This is a genomic window from Brasilonema sp. UFV-L1, from assembly GCF_012912105.1.
In the GTDB taxonomy this organism is placed as follows: domain Bacteria; phylum Cyanobacteriota; class Cyanobacteriia; order Cyanobacteriales; family Nostocaceae; genus Brasilonema.
On sequence record NZ_QMEA01000142.1, the window covers coordinates 1 to 16102 of the forward strand.

Here is a 16102-nt window from a genome sequence, read left to right on the forward strand (position 1 = left end):
GACAACAATAAATTGTACCGTTTTATGGTGTTTTGCACCGTTTTACGAGTCTCCCCTACTAACTACTCCAATTTCTTGAGGACTTGTCAAAGATTAATGTATACTACTAACGCTTGACGATAGTAACGCAGCGCGATAATATTCTATTGTGATTATTAGCTTCAAATCCGAAGAAACAAAGCTCATCTTTGATGGCTTTACATCTCCTCAATTCCCGCCGGAAATTCAAAAAGTTGCTTTACGAAAGTTGCTTCTACTCAACGCCGCAACATCAATAAACGACTTGCGCATTCCACCGGGTAATCGATTAGAAAAGCTAGTTGGTAACAGAAAAGGGCAATATAGTATCCGCATTAATGACCAGTGGCGAATCTGCTTTCTCTGGACAGATGAAAATAATGCGGATGAAGTTGAAATAGTAGACTACCACTGAGTAAAAAACTATCATGAATCATGACCGTTTGCCAAACATCCATCCCGGCGAAATTCTGCGACTAGAATTTTTGGAACCATTGAATATCACTCCTTATCGGTTGAGTAAAGATATAGGTGTAGCCCAGACACGGATTAGCGAAATTTTGTCAGCAAAACGTAGTCTTACAGCGGATACAGCTTTGCGTCTATCCCGCTATTTCGGTAACAGCGCTCAGTTTTGGCTGAATTTGCAAATACAATATGATTTACGTCAGGCTTTGGAAGAAAACGCAGATGTTTACAATCAAATTCCTGTCTTTAACAACGTAGCCTAGCAAACCTCACCCCGCCCTTACGGGCACCCCTCTCCTTGGTAAGGAGAGGGGATGGGGTGAGGTGTAAGTCATGAATGTAACGCGCCTATCACGACGAACTCACAACTGTAGACAAAACCCAATCACGGAACAGACGATTGACTTCATCTGGTATTTCATCATGAGGACAATGACCCGCCCGCAAGAAGTATTCTGTTAATTCAGGATAATATTGCCGAAACTTCTTTGAACGTTCTCTCGCATTCACCCAAGGATCAGCTTCTCCCCACAATATCAACAAAGGACAAGTTAATTGCTTGAGCAGGATATCAACTTTTTCCCCTTGAGGAGTGCTAAACACAGACAAAAATACATCCAAAGCACCTGAGTCGCAAGCAGGACGATAAATTTCTTCTACTAATTGGTCTGTAATGGCACTTTTGTCAAGATAAACTTTCTCTAAAGTTTTGCGAATCACCCAAGGTTGTTTTATGTATTGAAATAAGAGATACTGGGCTAAAGGCTGTCGAAAAATCCACTTGGCAACTTCACCCAGTAGTTTTTGTAGCTTTTCATTTGCTTTAGGAGGCTCAATTTGAGTTTGTAATGCTTCTGGTTCTGGTGAAGGCTGGTTTTCGCTAAAAGGACCAGCACTGTTAAGTAATACCAAACCTGCTGCTGTATCAGGGCGTTGTGCTGTAACACATAAGCTTGCATACCCTCCTAGAGAATTACCTGCTAACACTGCCTTTTGACCAATCACTTCAGTGATAAAATCATTGAGCTGGTCACGCCATAAGTCACCACTGTATTCCAATTTAGGTTTTGCGGAACGCCCAAATCCTAAAAGGTCAATCGCAAAGACTTCAAAATCGTTACACAGTCCTGTGATGTTCTTGCGCCAGTGGTCTGTTGATGCACCAAAACCGTGTACCAATAATAAGGGAGGACGTTGAATTTTTGGTTCTCCCGCTTTTACGTAATAAATTCTTTGCCCTCGCCACTGCCAATATTTACCAGGAATTGGAGTTGTAGAGGGGGCTTTTGTTCCCTGCATGATATAAAGAAATGTTAAGTACCCTTTAATAATTCTAACTGAGTGATGAGAGTCATTTATCCTTTTTCTCAGTGACTAATGATAAATAACTCATAAAAAACTTATGATTACAGGCAAAACTAAACTGCTTGGAGTGATTGGGTATCCGGTAGAACATTCACTATCACCTGTGATGCACAATGCTGCACTTACGCAGTTGGGACTAAATTACGTCTATGTCCCTTTTCCTATAGAACCACAGAATTTAGAAGTCGCGATTCTTGGCTTTGCGGCTGTTGGTGTTGTCGGTTTTAACGTTACAATTCCCCATAAACAAACAATACTGCCTTTGTTATCAGAAATTTCACCGACTGCCAAAGCTGTGGGCGCAGTCAATACGGTAAGTCGTAAAGACAATAAATGGATTGGGACAAACACAGATATTGAAGGATTTCTTGCTCCTCTGCAAACAATGTATAATCAGGATTGGAGCCAAACAGTAGCTCTGATTTTAGGTAATGGTGGCGCAGCAAGAGCAGTTGTTGCAGGTTGTGCTGAATTAGGTTGTGAGAAGATTTTTGTTGTTGGACGCAACGCCCAAAAGTTAGAAGAATTTCAAAATAGTTGGGGTGATTCTCGCGAGTCGCAGAATTTACAAGTTCACACATGGCATTCTCTACCAAAACTCATTCCACAAGCAAAGCTACTGGTAAATACAACGCCCATCGGGATGTATCCTCATGTTGAGGAATCACCTTTGAGTGTGGAGGAAATGGAGAATTTGCCAGCAGGGGCGATCGCCTACGATTTGATATATACCCCTAACCCAACAAAATTTCTCAGACAAGCGCAGCAAGTCGGTGTGATTGCGATTGATGGATTGGAAATGCTTGTTCAACAAGGCGCAGCAGCATTAAAAATCTGGTTACAACAGGATACTGTTCCTGTAGACGTGATGCGTCAAGCTTTGCGACACCATTTGGGTTTAACGTGAGTTCGACCTTTGAATGAGTCTAATTGACCGAGAACTAACTCTCGATATTAAACATGTTGCCAAGCATCTCCCAGATACCCCCCAAATGCAACAGCTACTTCAAAAAGAAGGAAGCGCTCACGTGTTTAATGATGAAGCAACAATGTCTATGGTTACTCAAGCAATCATAGAAAAAGGGGAGTTTACAGGAGTCATTCGTGGACATGAACGCTATGGATTATACTTTAACGAACCTGTTGGATATCGTGTCAGTATTGACGGTAGTAAAATTCCACTTTATTACGCACAGATGAAAGTAAAAGGAAACAAGTATCATGTTATCCCACGCACAAAACCTAGCTGATAACTGGGAGTTTACAGAGCTATGGATAGATCCAACCGCCTCGCCTCCCTACGTTTTGATTTTATTGAGCGACAGTTCTGGTAAAAGCTGTATTTACGATCCAAGTCAAAATTATCAGTTAGTGTTCAATAGCAACACTTACCTTGAGGCAAAACTTTGGCTACTTGAAGATGAATATGAACGAGTCGAAGGACGACTAAGAGCTTCAGTTTCAGCAACTCCATAATTAAAATTCCGACCCCTTTTTATGCTAAGGACGAACTCCCTGACTCCCTCTTCGCCAATGAACGCGATTCCATTCGTACATACCTTGAATTTCAAATTCAGCACCGTTGTTGAAGCGGACGATACAGTTGGTTGAAGAAGAATCACCATCCCCTATCTTATTAACTTTAATGACAATACAGGAATACCATTCTGGGGTGCAAGGACCATTATCTTGTACCCATTCCCAAAGAGCATTGCAAACCTCAATGCGATCGCCTATCTTTAATTTAAGGACATCCTGAGCAGCATACTTGTCAAAGTGATGTGGCTCAATACGATTCAGCCAGGGTAATCCATAGCGATCGCGAATAAATTGTACAGCTCCAGAGTTATTTTCACGTAGCCAGTCGTTTAGTAACTGCGCTTTCCACGACTGTTGTTGTTCCTCTTGTGCTTTGACGAACTCTAAAAATGCTTGCAATTCTTCTTTTGTCAGTTCGTCTAGGGGATTAGCGATATCAGACACAACAGTATGAGATTCCTTAACTTGTTCTAAGATTTGCAGTAATATCTCTTTCTGCTTATCAGAGAGAGGACAGCTTGCGACATCACAACGATCAAATGCTGTTTGCAAGGCTGCTTTCATCTCATCTGGACTCATAAGCTATATAGCAATTGAGAGTTTTATATTTCATAATTATTACAAAAGTTAAAAAGAACTAGCTAATATCTTAAGAGCTAATTTCGGGTAAGCTGAGGTTGAAAACAGTGTTTATGAGCCAACGTCGAGTGCTGAGTTAGTCGCACCCCTTCTGTTGGTATATAGTTTCGTTATTCTTGTGATTGGAGATATGCAAAAGAAAAATAGTCTACTATCGTTATTAAATTCCCTGGCTTTATCTACAAGGAATTTCTCAAGATTGAAGACTCAGTACTCAAGAGTAGTTAAAGTTATTTTTATTTCCTGTGTCATCGGGGTTCTATCGTGGTTGTTTACACCAAGCGCCGTAGCATTGACACAGATTAAACTATCTAACATTTCTTATCATGAATGTCCAAAAGAATTAGCACAAGGGGCCGTGACAAGTGGTACAACTATGGTGGCAAACTGCTTTCTTGTCACTGGCAAAGCTCAAAATGGCACGAACAAAACTGTCTACGATGCAGATATTTTTGGGCGCATTTATGATGCTAACAATGACTCTGTGATGCAAAACCGTACTCGTCTTGGTTCTATTAAAGAAATTCCACCAGGTGTCAGTGATTTTGAATTGAGGATTTCCGTCCCTGCAAACCAGCCTGTACCTTTGAAGTTGAAGCAGTTCAAGGCGGCTGGGTTTAGTGCTCCAGTGCGTCGGTAGTCTTCATTATAATAAGTAAAACCCAACTTTTCTTAGAAAGGTTGGGTTTGTCTATGGGTACTTCAACCATTACGGCTAGCTAAATTCCACCAATTGCAGAGGATGATTATCGCAACCCCTGTAACCCGCCACCTACTATGTTCAGTAGCAAGAAGGCTAAGATCGGGGAAAAATCAATACCACCCAATGGGGGGATGATGGAACGAAACAGATTGAGATAAGGATCAGTGACTTGGCTCAAAGCGGCAAATGGTTGATTATACCAATTGACGTTGGGGAACCATGTCAACAAAACCCGAATAATCAGTAAATAGCTATAAATGGTTATGAAAGTAACCAGCGTGTTAATCAGTAGATCCAAATTCATGAATGGGTTGGTTTCCTGTTAAGTGTCAAAAGCGGTCTTATCTTTGATTTTAATTGAGCCGATGTCATGGCGTGCAGATACAGTCATCAGTTGTCAACTAGTTTTTATCAAACTATACATGCTGATGAGTGATGACTGTTGACAATCCCACTATTTTGCTTTGAAAACGTTAGCGTGACTCCTCGCTACGCAATGAAGAACGTTCGTGAATGACTTGATTGGTATTGCCACTCACACTCCCTAGCTGCTGCCGCACTTCATCAATTGTGGCATTAAGCTGGGCGATTTTATCTTCAAGCGATCGCCTCGCCACTTCCATTTCCATACTCTCATTTTCCGAAGCTCTCATTTGACGTCTTTTGGTGACTTTTTTCGCTTCTGTTGAATTGGTGGTTGTTTGAGGTTCTTCCTCAACTATTTGTTCTGGATCACGTCTTGTAGCAACAAGCGTACCGATAATACCACCAACAACACCACCGAAAATTGCTCCGGCAAAAAAACCGCCTGCGAAACCATCTTGCTGACTCATAATTATACCGCCTTGAAGAAACGCTGCACCTTTTGGGTTGTTTTTGCACCTCATGTTGTCTTAGGGAGATTCATAAAAAGAAACCTCCAGCCTTTGTGATTGATTTGTGGGCGTAGTCGGTTATTCATTTTAATAAGGCTGGAGATTTATTTACGCGTTATGTGCCTTAGCTGCATACTAACTTATGTCCCAAAGATGCGATCGCCTGCATCTCCTAATCCTGGTACAATAAATCCCTGATTGTTAACCGTTTCATCAATTGTAGCTGTGTAAACAATTAAACCCGGATAAGCATCATTCAGTTTTTGTAAAGCTGGCGGTGCTGCTACAACACACACAATCCGCGTTAGGGCTGGGTCAATACCCCGTTGTGTTAATTCTGCCATTGCATTCATGATCGACCCGCCTGTTGCTAACATTGGATCGGTCACTAACACTCGCGTTTGCGCTTTGAATTTTTCAGGCAATTTATTTAAGTAACAAGACGGTTGCAGTGTTTTTTCATCGCGCACTAAGCCAAGATGGTAAATTGATGCCAAAGGCAACACTGTTTGTGCTCCCTCTAGCAATCCTAACCCAGCTCGCAGAATCGGTACGACTGCTATTGGAACTGTTGGATTTATTAAAGTTGCTGGACTATTATCCAAAGGAGTTTGGACTGTTATTTCTTGAGTGGGTAACCACTCTCTTGCTGCTTCATAAGTTAACCATCGTCCTAATTCGGTCATTGCACTGCGAAATAATACGGAGGGTGTAGCAGCATCACGGGCGACTGCTAACCAGTGCTTAATTAGAGGATGAGGTGGGACATAAACACGCAATTGTAGCGTCATAGCCGGATATAAGCTTTTCCATATCGTATAACGACTGAAACATAATAATACTTTTTCTGGGATACAACTCAAAGCTAAAATAAGCACAACTCAACAAGTATTGAAACTCTTTTGCATTAATTGTTGACATAAATTCTCAATCGAGGTTATATTGTAATTCAGTGTTCTCCTCTCTTTAAGGATCGGCAGACGGGATTGGCCAGCAGCAGCAGGCTGTCCCTTTTTTTTTATGATTAAGACAGGACTTACGCAAAATAATGAAAAAATAAACCGCATAGACGCGCAGCGGTGAGACAGCGCTGCAGGAGGGTTTCCCGACAGAGGCGACTGCGTTAGCGCAGCGAGACCGAAGGTCTTCCCCGAAGGGCTTCCCGCAGGGTAGGACGCGTTAGCGTAGCGTGCCCGCAGGGCATAGAGCACGAAGTTAAGAGGGTTTAAAAGGGTTTTTGCGTAAGTCCTAGTAAGATTGCTAAAGACAAAAGACAAAGAACAGAGGACAAAAAACATGCAGGCTAGTGATGTTATTGTCATTGGATCTGGTATCGGTGGCTTAGTGACAGCGACTCAGCTAGCAGTAAAAGGTGCCAAGGTAATGATGCTAGAACGTTATCTGATTCCAGGAGGCAGTGCTGGTTACTTTGAACGCCAAGGCTATCGCTTCGATGTCGGGGCTTCGATGATTTTTGGATTTGGGCACAAAGGTACCACCAACTTACTGACTCGTGCTTTGCAAGCTGTCAACGTTAGTTTAGAAGTTGTTCCTGATTCAGTACAAATTCACTATCATTTGCCGAACGGCTTAAATCTCAAAGTCGATAGAGTTTATGAAAAATTTTTGCAAAATCTGACTGGGTATTTTCCGAATCAGAGTCAAGAAATTCGTCGATTTTATGACGAATGTTGGAAAGTCTTTCATTGTCTGAACAGCATAGACTTGCTGTCGCTGGAAGAACCCCGGTATTTAATGCGTGTATTTTTTCAGCATCCCCTGAAGTGTCTTGGTTTGGTGAAGTATCTGCCTCAAAATGCTGGAGATGTCGCACGACGCTATATTCAAGATCCTCAGTTGCTGAAATTTATTGATATGGAGTGTTATTGTTGGTCGGTTGTACCAGCTGACATGACACCAATGATAAATGCTGGGATGGTCTTTTCTGATAGGCACTATGGAGGAGTCAACTATCCTAAAGGAGGCGTCGGACAAATAGCCCAAAAATTAGTAGAGGGGCTGATTAAAGCTGGTGGTGAGATTCAGTATCAAGCTAGGGTAACAAAAATTATCATAGAAAACAGACGAGCCGTAGGAGTGCAACTCGCTAGCGGTCAAGTATACCGTGCCAAGCGCATCGTGTCCAATGCCACACGCTGGGACACATTTGGCAAACTAATGAGTCAACAAGAAATTCCTTCTGCTGAGATAAATTGGCAGCAACGCTATCATAAGTCGCCCAGTTTTCTCAGCTTGCACATCGGAGTGAAGGCAGAGGTTTTGCCAAAGGGAACGGAGTGTCATCATATCATCTTAGAAGATTGGGAAAAGATGACAGAATCAGAAGGGACTCTGTTTGTGTCTATCCCTACGTTGCTAGATCCAGATTTAGCGCCAGCAGGACATCACATTATTCACGCCTTTACACCTCACTGGATTGATGAATGGCGAGGACTCTGTGCAAGAATGTACGAGGTGAAGAAGGAAGAAGCAGCTTGGCGCATAATTGAGCGTTTAGAGAAGATTTTTCCTGGTTTAAATGCAGGGTTGGATTATCTGGAAGTAGGAACGCCATTAACTCATCGTCGCTTTTTAGGGCGTCAAGATGGTACATATGGACCAATTCCCCGCCGGAAGTTGCGGGGGTTGTTAGGAATGCCATTCAATAGAACGCCTATCCCAGGACTTTATTGTGTCGGAGATAGTACGTTTCCAGGTCAAGGTTTAAATGCGGTGGCATTTTCTGGGTTTGCATGTGCCCATCGAATTGCCGTGGATTTGGGGATGTGAACTTGCTTCCAGATTCGTAAAGCTTCTTTAAGATAGACGTTCACCGAAAGTGGCGGCTTGGGCATCGCCCTTCTTTGTCCAGAGGGATTTAATAATTCATAAATTAATTTATGTATTACTTATTACTACAAAATCAAAGAATCAACGTACAATAAACGAAAGTACACAGAAAAATTTTGACGAGATTGTAATGACCCACATTCTTCCAAAGTGAGCATGGAAGGTTGGGCAAAGGGTAACAGTTAAGAATGTAACGGATGCGACAACCATAGGACCACAGACAAATCATCCGCTACAACATTTATTACCACCCTGACCACAGTGTTCTCCTCCTGGGTATATGTGAGTCATAATCAGTCCTTAACAGGAGGGATTGGATGCTAGTAATTCTCATGGATAACCAAATTTTTACTCCTCAACAAGTCTGTCAATCTTGTTTACTTGCTGATGGAAGCGGTCAACCTCGGTGGCGTCAAGGTAAACTGTTATGTGGTCATGCAATTCGCAAACTGACTGAACAGCAACCAGACCAATATGAGTGTGTGATGGGTTTTCGAGTTGCCAATATTGAATGACCAACAGCTTGTTTCTTTTTCTGTGTCTACTTACCTGCGTTATCCTTGGCTTAGTAGCATTGATTGTTTAACAACAGGAGAAATCAAGATGGCTTGGCGGGGAAGTACCACAACTCAAAATCGTCTTTTGTCTTGCTTGCCTTATATTTTGCCTTTAATTCAAGTTTATGCATTTGGCTTCTTCTTATTTTCACAGTTCCCCTTTCTACAATGGCTGTATGTGCCCTTAATGCCTGTGATGCAACTGTATCAATTTTTAAATCAATTGATACCATTTATTGGTGCGGATTTTGTTATTTTCTTTGCTTTGTATCTTCTTGTAGTCAGAAACGAAAAAGTTCAACACTTTATTCGGTTCCATACCTTGCAGGCACTTTTGCTATCCATATTTACTTATTTGTGTATGGCAGTTCTACAACTTATAGGTATTGTGCAACAAGGTGCGTCAATATCAGTGCCTTTGTTTGGGAATGTGGTTGTCACCTTAATTTTCCTGGCAGTTGTCGTTGCATCAATATATAGTATTGTCCAAGCTGTAAGAGGAATGTACGCTGAAATTCCTCTCATCTCCCAAGCCGCTTACACAGGAACTCGTGACTAGAATACTCGCATTCAGTATTATTGCTTGAAGTTAGTAAATCCTTTCAGGGTTTTAGCACATCTATCTTGCGACGGAAAAGAGTTATTGATTTGTGATTTCGGCAAGCTTAAAGTGAACGCAGTCTGGCCGGATGGTGTTGAGTCAAGTGTTAGTTCACCGCCATGAGCGCGTGCAATTTCCCATGCTAAACTCAATCCTAACCCTACTCCGTCCACCTTGCGCGTTCGGGCGGGGTCACTGCGATAAAAGCGGTCAAAAATTCGTTGGCGATCGCTTAAGGGAATATCTTTAGAGGAATTGCTGATTGTTACTAAGACTGTTGTTTGTTGCTGACGAGTGTGAATTCGTATCCAACCTTCAGGAAGATTATATTTGATGGCATTGCTCAATAAGTTTTGTAAAATTTGGGTTAGCAAATCGCGATCGCCCTGTACATACAATCGTTCAGCAATTTTTGTCTCAAGGGTTAACTGCGGTGCAAGCAGTTCTATATCCTCAACCATCTCGATTAATAATTGAGATAGATTGACTTCAACTCGTTGCAGCCTCATTTGTCCAGCATCTGCTAGAGAAAGCAGCAAGAGTTTACGCACAATTCCACTAAGACGGCGCACTTCATCCAAAAGATGACTCAAGCTTTGTTGGATCTGCGAACCAGGTTCAGCCTGTTGCAAAATCTGTTCTATTTCACCTTGTAAAATTGTAAGTGGGGTTTTGAGTTCGTGAGCTGCATCAGCGCTAAAACGAGACGCTTGCTTAAAGCTGTGTTCTAAGCGTTCCAACATCTGGTTAAATACCTGAATCAGCTCTACAAATTCAACATCTATTGCATCAATGGGAACTCGTTGGTCTAGCCCTTGAACTGTCACTTGTCGAATTGCTACAGTTAATTGTTTAATCGGATATAATGCTTTGCCAGACAGCCCCCAAGCACCTCCAGCAACCAACAGAAGCACCACAGGTATTGAAATTAGGAAGATGTTACGAATAACAGCCATTTCTTGATCAATGGCTTTTAAGCTAACGGCGATCGCAACTCGAACCTGGGAAAAGGTAATCGCACCAACGCGCCAAGCCCCTGTTGATGTGTACTGAGTAACAATTCGAGGAGGAGGCGGTGGTACACGAGGAGGACGCTTGCGAGGGCGTTGTGATTGTTCTTGAGATTCTTGTTCTGTCTGTGAGGAAGAACTTTGTTGGCTGGAGGATGAGGTAGTAGGGGATACTCGCGGACGGGCAGACCACAGACCATTGACATTTAGCTCATCAGACCATTCCTCTGACTGATAAACGATTTTGTCATTTGTGTCGATGACTAGAAGTGCAATAGATGTCTGTGTATTTCTCCCTAGTTGATTAGATAATAAAGTTTCAAACGATTGCCAACGTTCTGGGGATCGTGGGCGACCTGTCCACATTAGGTGACCTTTTAATTCTGCATCAAGGCGGTTGAGTTTAGCATCATAAATAAGAAACCAAGAGACTAACCCAAATCCGATGAGTGTGCTACCAGCGAGTGCAGCAGACAACAAGGCAATTCGGAGTCGAAACGAACGGAGTTTCACAATTCAAGATTCCGGCTTAGAAAAACGATACCCAACTCCACGTACACTCTCAATCCAACCCATTCCACCAATAAGGTCAATCTTTTTACGAATCCTTTGGATGCATACATCAACCACGTTGGTGCTAGGATTGAAATCATAACCCCAGACATGTTCCAAGATTTGCATACGGGTAAAAACTCGTCCGGGAGAGCGCATCAGATATTCTAGGAGATTGAACTCACGGGTGGTGAGTTCCACAATCTGCTGATTACAGGTGACTTCCCGCGTGATACGATCCAATTTGAGTGGTCCGACACACAACAGATTTTGGCGATCGCCCATACTCCGACGCACCACAGCATGAATCCGAGCAACCAACTCCTCAACAAAAAACGGTTTTGCGATATAGTCGTCCGCCCCAAGATTGAGACCTTCAAGTCGATCATCTAGTTCATTGCGAGCTGTTAACAAAATCACCGGTACATTACGCCCTTCGCGTCGTAGGTGTTTGAGGATAAACAATCCATCTTTACCTGGAACCATGATATCAAGGACGATTGCATCATATTCATTTTCCATTGCTCGAATGTATCCATCATCGCCATTATCGCAATAGTCAACGACAAATCCCTGTTCCTTCAGTCCAGCGCGGACGAAATTGGCAATTCTTGATTCATCTTCAACGAACAGGATATGCATGGTTTTTTCATGCGAGCAAACAGCTTAGTATGGATACATGTACAACCGTGCCGTTAATTAACCCTCTTTGAATTTTGCAAAGAACTAGGTTTTTCGCAGCGGTGGGATTTCTCTGGTTCAAACTTGAATTGTTCTGGTATACAATTTGTATTACTAGGGGTCACATTGTATAACTTTTACAATTATTTTGCAAGAAATCTTTTGGCAGTTTTTGACCCCTGTTTTTTTCAGGGTTTATGAGAAATCTGGGGAATCTGTGACCCGCCGTTATGCAATTGAAACCAAAGCACAAAAGTTGGAAAACTGGCTTAGACCAATCACCGTCGTCTGGATGGCGGCGGGTGTTCTTGAGTACTCGGACGCGTATTCTGGCGTGGTATGTGCTGTTGATGTCTGCTTCTGCTCTGATGAGCATTGTGATGATCCGTCAAATCCTTCTGACTCGATTGCAGGGGCGAGTTGAGCGCTCTCTGACGCAGGAGGTGCAGGAGTTTCGGCAACTTGTTGATGGGCAAAATCCTGCAACGGGCAAACCCTTTGGAGATAATCTCGCTGCCGTTTTTAAAGTGTTTCTCAGGCGTAATATTCCTGACAATCATGAGTTTTTGCTGACACTGCTCAATGGTAAATTTTATCGCTCCAGCCCCAGAGCTGTCCCTACTGTTTTAGGCGAGGATGGTAAGTTAGTTCAATCCCTGGCACAACTGACCAAACCTGAGCGTTGTTGGGTGAGGTCACAAACAGGTGAAATCATCCTTTATCGGGCAGAACCATTCGTTCGGGGCAAGAATCGTGGCGTTTTTGTGGTTGCTCACTCCATTTCTGCTGAACGTCAAGAAGTGAATGAAGCGATTGTAGTTATTGCCAATGTGATGCTTGGAGTCTTGATCTTCGCTTCTGTCATCGCCTGGGTTGTCAGTGGACAGGTGATGGCTCCCCTGCGCTTATTGACCGAAGCCGCAGGCATCACCAGCGAATCAGATTTGACTCGCCGGATTCCAGTCTATCGCTTTGATGAGATTGGGGAACTTACCATTCGGTTCAATGAAATGCTTGATCGGCTTCAAACCGCATTTACCAGTCAACGGGAATTCATTAATGATGTGGGGCATGAACTGCGAACCCCGATCACAATTATTCGTGGACATTTGGAATTAATGGGAGATGATCCAAAAGAACAGCAGGAAACTCTGCTGCTTGTGACCGATGAATTGGATCGCATGAGCCGCTTTGTGGATGATTTGCTGCTTTTAGCAAAAGCACAGCAGCCGAACTTCTTGCACTTAGAACTTGTAGATGTTGCGTTACTGACAGAAGAATTGTTTGCCAAGGCGAAAGCCCTAGCCCCACGCAACTGGTGTCTAGATACTAAGGGAACGGGTCGCATTGTAGCAGACCACCAGCGATTGACACAGGCAGTGATGAATTTAGCGCAGAATGCGACTCAACACACGGAGGTAAACAACACAATCGCACTTGGCTCTTCTCTTCAGAATGGCACTGCTTGCTTTTGGGTACGGGATACCGGTGAAGGTATTCCCTTGACTGACCAGCAGCGCATTTTTGAACGATTTGCTCGCGGTGAAAACAGCTACCGCCGTTCTGATGGAACAGGTTTAGGGTTAGCAATAGTGCGGGCCATTTCTCAAGCACACGGAGGACGAGTCAAACTCGTTAGCCGTCCAGGTGAGGGAGCAACATTCACACTCATTATTCCAGTTGATCCAGTTTGATCGCTTCCACCAGCCTGCTGTAAGTTTAGCAATTTTGTGTGACTATTACAAAAACGGGTAGGAGAATTATCACAAGATTTGCGATCGCACATCCAATCTCTCACTCTTTCTCAGTTAGAAGCACTTGGTGAAGCCTTGTGAGATTTTACCGCGATGGAGGATTTGCTGAATTGGTTGCAAGCAAATCAAAGCGAGTAGCACTTTAGCATACAAGCTTCGCCATATTTGAATCAAAAGTTTTAGATGAAAATAGAGGTTTCCCATGAGCATAAGTCTTACTCCTGACCAAGAGCGTTTTATTCAAACTAAACTTCAAGATGGAAAATATCGTTCTGCAGAAGAAGTCCTTGAAGTTGCTCTACGGTTGCTAGATGAATACGATCGCGCCGATGCGGAGTGGGTTGAGGATGTACGAGAAAAAGTTGACGCTGCGATCGCTGCTTCAGAGCATACCCCACCAATTGACGGTGAGACTTTCGTGAATCAAATTCTAGAGCGGTTCCGGCAAGCACGTCAAGCATAAGAATGAAGCACTACATCATCAACATTCTCGCTAGCCGAGATCTCAATGAAATTGCTGATTACTTTGCCCAGAATAGCATCGAGGCAGGCGAACGGTTTTTCCGTGAATTCAACCGCAAATGTCAACAACTTGTTATCTTCCCAAGCAGTGGTAAAAGTTATGCACAAATCCGTCCCGACTTACGAGGATTGCCCCTGGAGGGATATATCATTTTCTACAGAGTTTTAGATGATGGTATTGAAATCCTGCGTGTTGTGAGTGGTCGTCGTAATTTTCCATCTCTTTTTGAGGAATCTAACTGAAATGCTCTCTCGATCATCTCAAAGATTTCTCTGTTGAGATAAACAAGCTAACCGAACTGTATTGAGATTTGTTCGATAACTGAATAACCAAACTTTTTTCACGCCTAAGCATTAAGCTCTAAGTATAGCTCTCAAGCCGTAAGCAGCGAACAATGCAATACTGGCAACCCAATCAAATTATAAAAAACGGTAGATTCACTATTCAAAAAATTCTTGGTGGTGGTGGCTATGGTGTCACCTACAGTGCGATCGCCAACAATACAAATAAAATCATCGCCATCAAAACTCTTAACCCCATGCAGCAAAGTCAGCCTGACTTTGAGGAAGAACAAGAAAAATTTGTCAACGAAGCTTTGCGGTTACGAGGGTGTACTCATCTTCACATTGTCCAAGTTTACGAAATGATACGGGAAGCTGGGCTGTGGGGCATGGTGATGGAATATATTTCAGGGCAAGATTTAGCAGTTCATATTGAGCAGCGCGGACAGTTGCCAGAGAATGAAGCTCTACGCTACATTGACCAAGTTGGGCAAGCTTTGGAATATGTCCACAAACAGAAATTTTTACATCGGGATATCAAACCGAATAATATTCTGTTACGACTCGGGACGCAACAAGCAGTATTAATTGACTTTGGGTTAGCGCGTGAGTTTAACCTTGGGAAAACAGCAAGCATGACGAATGCAAAGACGGAAGGTTATGCACCAATTGAACAGTACGAACGACGCGGTAATTTTGCTCCTTGCACAGATGTTTATGGTTTCGCTGCGACGCTGTATTCTTTGCTTACTGCTGAGGTTCCTTTTCCTGCTAATTTTCGCAAGTACGCGCAGTTACCACCGCCAAAGCAATTTAATTCGCGGATTAGCGATCGCGTCAATGAAGCAATTCTCAAAGGGATGGCGTTTGAACCACAAAATAGAGTCCAGACAGTGCGGGAGTTTAGAGAATTGCTGGGTATTGCACAAACTCAAGAGACTATCAAGCTAAAAACCGCGAAGATGGACTACACCCGACTGCGTGACTTACAAAGCAGCAGGAAAGTGGAAAGAAGCTGATGAAGAAACAGCGCGAGTTATGCTAGCGGTAGCTGTTCGAGAACAAGAAGGTTGGCTTGATGTTGAACACATTGATAACTTTCCCTGTGAAGATCTGCGCACGATTGACCAACTTTGGGTAAAATACAGCAATGGGCGCTTTGGCTTTTCTGTGCAAAAGCGCATTTATCAAAGTCTGGGTGGAACCAGAAAGTACGACAGTGAAATTTGGAAAGCTTTCGGTGACGCAGTAGGTTGGAGGAAAGGAGGAGAGTGGTTGTGGTTGTACTACAGTGATGTTACTTATGACCTAACGGCACCCCAAGGACACCTTCCATTGGTGGCAAGTAGGGATGAGGAGGGGTGGTATTGGAATGCGAAGCATAGTTGTGAGAAGGTAGTACTCTTCTCTCGCGTCGAGACTTATAAAGTTTAACATATGAGGCTTACAGATTTTTATTAAGATTTATAAATGGGTCACTTTCGGGTTCTGGCTTTCCGATACCTGGCACTGCGTACTCTCGTAATTTATGATGAATTTGTTGAATTTTGTAGTACGACGCCACCGACAAACTGCGGATTGTAACAGTTGGCGAGGATAAATTGTTCTGCGATTTTCTCTATTTCTTCATTGTTTACCTATTTCGGAGAGAAGGCTGGCGCTATAATCTCTGATTTAGCGTCCAGA

General features: G+C 43.0%; 20 protein-coding genes and 1 pseudogene. 14 read left to right on the top strand and 7 right to left on the bottom strand.

Features of this window, described 5'->3' with window-relative positions:
• Positions 1–148: 148 nt before the first annotated feature.
• Positions 149–433: a type II toxin-antitoxin system RelE/ParE family toxin gene (locus DP117_RS28100; protein WP_169221497.1), complete on the top strand. Its 285-nt coding sequence runs from the start codon at positions 149–151 to the stop codon at positions 431–433.
• 13 nt (positions 434–446) lie between these two features.
• Positions 447–749, top strand: a complete 303-nt coding sequence (locus DP117_RS28105) for a HigA family addiction module antitoxin (protein WP_169221498.1) — start codon at positions 447–449, stop codon at positions 747–749.
• An 88-nt stretch (positions 750–837) separates the two neighbouring features.
• Here the strand turns inward: DP117_RS28105 and DP117_RS28110 are convergent, their stop codons facing one another.
• Complete coding sequence (locus DP117_RS28110) at positions 838–1785, bottom strand: alpha/beta fold hydrolase (protein ID WP_169221499.1); 948 nt, start codon at positions 1783–1785, stop codon at positions 838–840.
• A 103-nt stretch (positions 1786–1888) separates the two neighbouring features.
• On the opposite strand from DP117_RS28110, the gene DP117_RS28115 reads away from it, so the two are divergent.
• The 3 genes from DP117_RS28115 to DP117_RS28125 are packed head-to-tail and all read left to right on the top strand — an operon-like array spanning position 1889 to position 3327.
• Complete coding sequence (locus DP117_RS28115; RefSeq protein ID WP_169221500.1) at positions 1889–2758, top strand: shikimate dehydrogenase; 870 nt, start codon at positions 1889–1891, stop codon at positions 2756–2758.
• Between the two features lie 13 nt (positions 2759–2771).
• Entirely contained in the window at positions 2772–3101 is a 330-nt protein-coding gene (locus DP117_RS28120; RefSeq protein WP_169221501.1) for a hypothetical protein, read from the top strand.
• Complete coding sequence (locus DP117_RS28125) at positions 3073–3327, top strand: hypothetical protein (protein WP_169158073.1); 255 nt, start codon at positions 3073–3075, stop codon at positions 3325–3327. Before DP117_RS28120 ends, DP117_RS28125 begins: the two co-directional genes overlap by 29 nt.
• Before the next feature lie 24 nt (positions 3328–3351).
• Here the strand turns inward: DP117_RS28125 and DP117_RS28130 are convergent, their stop codons facing one another.
• Positions 3352–3969 (bottom strand): hypothetical protein, encoded by a 618-nt coding sequence (locus DP117_RS28130; protein ID WP_169221502.1) that lies wholly within the window; start codon positions 3967–3969, stop codon positions 3352–3354.
• A gap of 190 nt (positions 3970–4159) precedes the next feature.
• On the opposite strand from DP117_RS28130, the gene DP117_RS28135 reads away from it, so the two are divergent.
• A complete protein-coding gene (locus DP117_RS28135; RefSeq protein WP_248277868.1) occupies positions 4160–4669 on the top strand; it encodes a hypothetical protein in 510 nt (169 codons plus the stop codon).
• 106 nt (positions 4670–4775) lie between these two features.
• Here the strand turns inward: DP117_RS28135 and DP117_RS28140 are convergent, their stop codons facing one another.
• The 3 genes from DP117_RS28140 to upp all read right to left on the bottom strand — a co-directional run bounded on the left by DP117_RS28140 (position 4776) and on the right by upp (position 6398).
• Positions 4776–5030: a YggT family protein gene (locus tag DP117_RS28140; RefSeq protein WP_169221511.1), complete on the bottom strand. Its 255-nt coding sequence runs from the start codon at positions 5028–5030 to the stop codon at positions 4776–4778.
• 175 nt (positions 5031–5205) lie between these two features.
• A complete protein-coding gene (locus tag DP117_RS28145; RefSeq protein ID WP_169221504.1) occupies positions 5206–5565 on the bottom strand; it encodes a hypothetical protein in 360 nt (119 codons plus the stop codon).
• A gap of 182 nt (positions 5566–5747) precedes the next feature.
• On the bottom strand, positions 5748–6398 hold the full coding sequence (gene upp / locus DP117_RS28150; protein WP_169221505.1) for a uracil phosphoribosyltransferase: 651 nt from the start codon (positions 6396–6398) through the stop codon (positions 5748–5750).
• Between the two features lie 505 nt (positions 6399–6903).
• On the opposite strand from upp, the gene crtH reads away from it, so the two are divergent.
• The 3 genes from crtH to DP117_RS28165 all read left to right on the top strand — a co-directional run bounded on the left by crtH (position 6904) and on the right by DP117_RS28165 (position 9573).
• Positions 6904–8397 (top strand): carotenoid isomerase, encoded by a 1494-nt coding sequence (crtH, locus tag DP117_RS28155; RefSeq protein ID WP_169221506.1) that lies wholly within the window; start codon positions 6904–6906, stop codon positions 8395–8397.
• Between the two features lie 377 nt (positions 8398–8774).
• Entirely contained in the window at positions 8775–8972 is a 198-nt protein-coding gene (locus DP117_RS28160) for a hypothetical protein (RefSeq protein WP_169221507.1), read from the top strand.
• Positions 8956–9573, top strand: coding sequence for a Tic20 family protein (locus DP117_RS28165; RefSeq protein ID WP_348983009.1), 618 nt, complete (start codon positions 8956–8958; stop codon positions 9571–9573). Before DP117_RS28160 ends, DP117_RS28165 begins: the two co-directional genes overlap by 17 nt.
• A 17-nt stretch (positions 9574–9590) precedes the next feature.
• On the opposite strand, the gene DP117_RS28170 is transcribed toward DP117_RS28165, so the two are convergent.
• Both DP117_RS28170 and DP117_RS28175 read right to left on the bottom strand, forming a co-directional pair.
• Positions 9591–11138, bottom strand: a complete 1548-nt coding sequence (locus DP117_RS28170; RefSeq protein ID WP_339381030.1) for an ATP-binding protein — start codon at positions 11136–11138, stop codon at positions 9591–9593.
• Positions 11139–11141: 3 nt separating this feature from the next.
• Positions 11142–11819, bottom strand: coding sequence for a response regulator transcription factor (locus DP117_RS28175; RefSeq protein ID WP_169221508.1), 678 nt, complete (start codon positions 11817–11819; stop codon positions 11142–11144).
• A gap of 269 nt (positions 11820–12088) precedes the next feature.
• On the opposite strand from DP117_RS28175, the gene DP117_RS28180 reads away from it, so the two are divergent.
• The 5 genes and pseudogenes from DP117_RS28180 to DP117_RS28200 all read left to right on the top strand — a co-directional run bounded on the left by DP117_RS28180 (position 12089) and on the right by DP117_RS28200 (position 15850).
• Positions 12089–13552 carry an ATP-binding protein gene (locus tag DP117_RS28180; protein WP_248277869.1) on the top strand — a complete coding sequence of 488 codons (1464 nt, stop codon included), beginning with the start codon at positions 12089–12091 and terminating at the stop codon, positions 13550–13552.
• Positions 13553–13630: 78 nt separating this feature from the next.
• On the top strand, positions 13631–13693 hold the full coding sequence (locus tag DP117_RS37380) for a hypothetical protein (RefSeq protein WP_339381031.1): 63 nt from the start codon (positions 13631–13633) through the stop codon (positions 13691–13693).
• A 121-nt stretch (positions 13694–13814) separates the two neighbouring features.
• On the top strand, positions 13815–14075 hold the full coding sequence (locus DP117_RS28190) for a type II toxin-antitoxin system ParD family antitoxin (RefSeq protein ID WP_169221509.1): 261 nt from the start codon (positions 13815–13817) through the stop codon (positions 14073–14075).
• A gap of 2 nt (positions 14076–14077) precedes the next feature.
• Positions 14078–14377 carry a type II toxin-antitoxin system RelE/ParE family toxin gene (locus tag DP117_RS28195; RefSeq protein WP_169221510.1) on the top strand — a complete coding sequence of 100 codons (300 nt, stop codon included), beginning with the start codon at positions 14078–14080 and terminating at the stop codon, positions 14375–14377.
• 152 nt (positions 14378–14529) lie between these two features.
• Positions 14530–15850, top strand: a pseudogene (locus DP117_RS28200) (serine/threonine-protein kinase).
• The last annotated feature ends 252 nt before the right edge of the window (positions 15851–16102 follow it).